This window comes from Bacillus sp. JST-5 (genome assembly GCF_057747715.1).
Map to the genome: position 1 here is coordinate 1 of NZ_JBYLHW010000106.1, position 4884 is coordinate 4884.

A 4884-nucleotide genomic window follows, 5' to 3' on the forward strand; every position below is an offset into this window, starting at 1 on the left:
ATTCTCCACTTCTACTATAAAAAAATAGTAGCACAGACCATGGCCGTGGTCTGTGCTACTAATCTTAGTATGTTTTTTTTGGTCTATTCTTTAAACCTCAGGTTCGTTTTTAGTATATGGTGGCTCTTCATGTTTTTGCGGATCATCATGTGTTGGATGAGCACCTGCCATTTGTCGTGGTAAATTCTCATGTAAATTTCTATATTCATAAGTAAAAGCACTATAGAATTGTTGATCTTCGCGCCAAGGGGTATTTTTACTTTGAACAGGATCAAACTTTCTTATAGGAGAACCATATGGACCTTCAGGCAGTTCTTCTGGTGTCAAAAAGTTTTTCTGTTTTTCCACATTGGAAAAATCCGAATATTTCTCATCATCGATATTGGTCATCTAATCCCTCCTTTTCGTTTAGTTTCAACGAAAAGGAAATGAGATTATTCTACCAAAAATTTAAATAAGCTCGTAAAGGAAATTTCTCAACTCTTCGGCATCTTCTTCATCTAGATGAAAGGCATGTTCTAAATAACCCTCTTCTTCGAGATCGTCTTGCCCAATAATAGCAAAACGATTTCCTAACATATCTAATACTAAATGTTTTCCAAAAAAACGATCGGTTTGTATAATAGCCAAATCAAAGCGCTGTTTTTTTCCAATAAAGCTAATAAATCTTGTTTTTGTATCAGCCATATCATCATAAAGTAAATATCGTTCACTCACTTAACCAACCCCTAAAAAAGTTTTATTACTAACATAATAACAAAATGTTTAGTTAGAAACATGCGTTAATGTTTATTTTTCAACCATATCAGATATGATAAGATAAATATGGTGACCGAATAAGGAGGTAATGGATATGTATTTCGTCGATCGAAATAAGATAGAAGAAAAATTGCAATTTTTAGATAAGCATTTACAAATCTTTGATCAAATGGAATCTCTTGAGGATGATATTTTTAAACTTTTATCAGTTGAAAGGGCGGCACATATTATTATTGATTGTATCATTGATGTTGGCAATGCAATGATTGATGGATTTATTATGCGGGATCCAGGGAGTTATGAGGATATTATAGATATATTACTTGATGAAAAAGTGATTACAGAAGAAATGGCAAAAGATATTATAGAATTAATTAAATTCCGCAAAAAACTTGTTCAAGAATATACAGAAGTTGATCATCAATCTCTTTTTAAAACAGTAAAAACTAATTTCAATTCTCTTTCACTTTTCTCAGGAAAAGTTCGAGATTATTTAACAAACGAACTTGGACCGGTTTCCGCCTTTAAAAACTAGCAAGGGGAAGGAATAAATGAAAAAATATAAAGGATATTTAATTGATTTAGATGGAACAATGTACAAAGGGACAGAAAGAATTGAATCCGCTGTTAATTTTGTACGTGAACTTCGAAAGAAGGATATTCCATATTTATTTGTAACGAATAATTCATCGCGTTCACCAGCTTTTATCGCAAAGAAGTTGAATGATTTTGATATTCCTGCCACTGAAAAAGATGTGTTTACAACCAGTTTGGCGACTGCAAATTACATATATAATCAAAATCCAAATGCTACGATTTACATGATTGGAGAAGAGGGGCTTTTTGAGGCGTTAGCGAATAAAGGATTTGTTTTTACCGAAGAAAACCCAGATTTTGTAGTTATGGGAATTGATAGACAAATTACATATGAAAAGTTAGCCATTGCTTGTTTAAATGTCCGTAAAGGTGCGACTTTTATTTCAACGAACCGTGATATAGCATTACCGACAGAACGAGGCTTTTTGCCTGGTAATGGAGCCCTTACGTCAGTGGTTAGTGTTTCTACACAGGTTGATCCGATATTTATAGGAAAGCCAGAGAAAATTATTATGGAACAAGCTTTAGATGCATTAGGTATTCATCCATCTGAAGCTGTTATGATCGGTGATTATTATGATACGGATATTCAAGCAGGAATGAACGCTCACATGGATACTATATTAGTTCATACAGGTGTAACGACAAAAGAACAATTAAAGAATTATCCGAAACAACCAACGTATACGGTTGATTCATTAGTTGAGTTGATTCCATATATTTAGGCTTTTGACGTTTGTCAAAAGCCTTATTTTTTGAAACGTTCTTATTCCAATTATTCTGCATTTGCCAGTTTATGTGCTAGACGACTGGATGCAGCAGCTGCAATGGCCCCAACGATATCATCTAAAAACGTATTTACTTTTCCAGAAGATTTATCATTTAGTTCTTTCAATATTCCTGGTTTTAATTTATCAATATAACCATAATTAGTAAAACCAATAGACCCATAAACATTAACTATGGAAAAGGCAAGAATTTCATCTACACCGTAAAGACCTTCATCAACTTCCACTAATGATTGAAGAGGTTCTTCTAACTGTTTTTTCTCGGCTAAAACATCTAATTGGATACCTGTTAAAATCGCATTTTGAACTTCTCGTTTTCGAAGAACCATTTCAACATTTTGAACACAATCCTCGAATTTTAATTCGGGGTGATATTTATTTTGTAAAATATAAACAAGTTCCGCAATATCTTTAATTTCTACTCCTCGTTCTTTTAGCCATTTTCTTGCTACTTGCTCGGAAAATTGAATAACTCTATTTTCTTCCATTGTAATCACCTTTTCTCATATTTTTCTTTGCTATATTTCGTTAACACATCTTTATTAAAAAATGCTTTTTTAGAAAACTCATTTAAGGATTTTTAATTAAAGTTAATGATTTATACATATATATGTAAATGAAAGCGAGGAGAGCCTATGGAAAATTCAATTCGAAATGATTTTAACATTCATACAGAACAAAAAATAAAATTTGAACAATATCATGCCATAGTTCATAATCGTTTATTCTTTATTATTATTCCCGTTGATGAAAACGAACACTCTGAAATAATTGAAAGATATGAGATGGCAAAATATTTTCATCAACAAGGAGAAAAATTGGTTCCAACATTTTATCCATCCATTCATGGAAATTTTATTGGTGGAAAAGAAGGAGAATATTTTATCCTCTTACAGTTAAACCCAGTAAGAAAAATGAACGGTAGGATATCAGGAAGCCAACTGGCACAATTTCATCTATTAGGGAATCGATTAACATTTTCACCAAGAGCATTAAATCGAGTAGGATTTTGGAAGGATATATGGCAGAAACGTTTAGAACAGATGGAAGCATATTGTCAAACAATATTAAGACAAGGTCCATCCAATTCATTTGAAGAAATACTATTAGAGGTTTTACCTTATTATACGGGTTTAACAGAAAATGCAATTCAATATTATGTCGATACGACGATGGATGAAACACCACAAGTAATGGATTACGGAACTGTTTGTCATGAGAGATTCCATGACGGAACATGGGGGAGAGAGTGGTATTGGAAAAATCCGTTTGATTGGGTATATGATCATTACGCAAGAGATTTAGCCGAGTGGGCAAGGAGTTTATTCTTTCAAGATTCATATTATCCACAGTCTATCATGCGAATATTTCAAGAATATCAATTGATCTTTAATCTTTCTTCATTTGGGTGGAGAATGTTTTATTGTCGTCTCATTTTTCCTGCACATTTTTTTCGAACCGTAGAACAATATTATTTATCGAATTCACATAATAGGAAAAATTTAGAGAAAGAGTTTTTTTCCATGATTCATCGTTCTTCAGAATATGAAAAACTTTTAGCCAATATTTTTGAAATATGCGGTGTTCCAAAAAGAACTTATCAAATCCCTTCCTTACATTGGGTACAATAGGTTTTTTTGATACAATGAGTATAAAAAAGGCAAAAGGGAAGGGATACATTTTGAAACCAAAAATTATTATTACTAGAAAATTACCGGATGAACTATTAAAACCACTTTACGAAATAGGTACTGTTCAAATGTGGGGCAAAGAAAGTATTCCTATTCCATATGAACAATTAATGAATGAGGCAAAAGAGGCTGATGCATTGTTAACGATGCTAAGTGATTCGATTGACGAGAAATTACTTCGTTCAGCCAAACAATTAAAAATTGTCGCGAATTTAGCAGTAGGATTTGACAATATTGATATAAAAGCGGCAACTAATAATGGAATATTTGTTACAAATACGCCAGATGTTTTAACGGATACTACAGCAGATTTAACGTTTAGCTTAATATTAATGACTGCAAGAAGATTATATGAAGCATCACATTTAGTAAGAACGGGACAATGGAAAAGCTGGAGTCCTTTTTTTATGGCTGGAACAGATGTACATCATAAAAAATTAGGAATTGTTGGTATGGGGAGAATTGGCCAAGCAGTAGCTAAAAGAGCAAAAGGATTCGACATGGAAATTAGTTACTATAATCGGACTCGCAATTTGGAATTGGAAGATAGACTTGGAGTGACTTATAAACCATTTGAGGATTTAATTCAAACATCCGATTTTATTGTTAATTTAACCCCACTAACGGAAGAAACAAAAGAATTGTTTGATAGAAACGTATTTAAAATGATGAAAAATACTGCCATATTTATAAATGCTGGGAGAGGAAAATCTGTCAATGAAGAAGACTTATATCATGCGCTAAAAAGTGGTGAAATTGCTGGATGCGGACTAGACGTTTTTGAAAAAGAGCCAATTGACGAAGCCCATCCTTTATTATCATTAAACAATGTTGTTGTATTACCGCATATTGGCAGTGCTTCAGTAGAAACGAGAACAAAAATGATTGAATTAGCAGTGGAAAACATTTATTCTGTATTATCTGGAAATTCACCTGTCACGTTAGTAAATAAAGAATTACTAAAATAAAAAAGGGGCTGTCCGATAAGTCCCAAAAAAAGAGCGAAATTGAGAAATCCTTGTGTTTCTCAATTCGCTCTTTTTACATTT

At 32.7% G+C, this 4884-nt stretch carries 7 protein-coding genes; 4 read left to right on the forward strand and 3 right to left on the reverse strand.

Annotated elements, in window-relative coordinates:
* Positions 1–90: 90 nt before the first annotated feature.
* Together AC3ASS_RS13555 and AC3ASS_RS13560 are read right to left on the reverse strand one after the other, a co-directional pair.
* Positions 91–390 (reverse strand): cytosolic protein, encoded by a 300-nt coding sequence (locus AC3ASS_RS13555; protein WP_488284057.1) that lies wholly within the window; start codon positions 388–390, stop codon positions 91–93.
* Between the two features lie 60 nt (positions 391–450).
* Positions 451–717 carry a DUF3055 domain-containing protein gene (locus AC3ASS_RS13560; protein WP_488284058.1) on the reverse strand — a complete coding sequence of 89 codons (267 nt, stop codon included), beginning with the start codon at positions 715–717 and terminating at the stop codon, positions 451–453.
* Positions 718–853: 136 nt separating this feature from the next.
* Here AC3ASS_RS13560 and AC3ASS_RS13565 point away from each other — a divergent pair, with 136 nt between their 5' ends.
* Positions 854–1294 (forward strand): DUF86 domain-containing protein, encoded by a 441-nt coding sequence (locus AC3ASS_RS13565; protein ID WP_488284059.1) that lies wholly within the window; start codon positions 854–856, stop codon positions 1292–1294.
* A gap of 16 nt (positions 1295–1310) precedes the next feature.
* Positions 1311–2081: a TIGR01457 family HAD-type hydrolase gene (locus tag AC3ASS_RS13570; protein WP_488284060.1), complete on the forward strand. Its 771-nt coding sequence runs from the start codon at positions 1311–1313 to the stop codon at positions 2079–2081.
* A gap of 50 nt (positions 2082–2131) precedes the next feature.
* Here the strand turns inward: AC3ASS_RS13570 and AC3ASS_RS13575 are convergent, their stop codons facing one another.
* Entirely contained in the window at positions 2132–2632 is a 501-nt protein-coding gene (locus tag AC3ASS_RS13575; RefSeq protein ID WP_488284061.1) for a phosphatidylglycerophosphatase A family protein, read from the reverse strand.
* A gap of 147 nt (positions 2633–2779) precedes the next feature.
* Between AC3ASS_RS13575 and yutH the strand changes: the two genes are divergently transcribed.
* Together yutH and AC3ASS_RS13585 are read left to right on the forward strand one after the other, a co-directional pair.
* The gene (gene yutH / locus AC3ASS_RS13580) at positions 2780–3775 is read left to right on the forward strand and encodes a spore coat putative kinase YutH (protein ID WP_488284062.1); all 996 of its coding nucleotides are present in this window, start codon (positions 2780–2782) and stop codon (positions 3773–3775) included.
* A 47-nt stretch (positions 3776–3822) separates the two neighbouring features.
* The gene (locus tag AC3ASS_RS13585; RefSeq protein WP_488284063.1) at positions 3823–4803 is read left to right on the forward strand and encodes a 2-hydroxyacid dehydrogenase; all 981 of its coding nucleotides are present in this window, start codon (positions 3823–3825) and stop codon (positions 4801–4803) included.
* Positions 4804–4884: the final 81 nt, after the last annotated feature.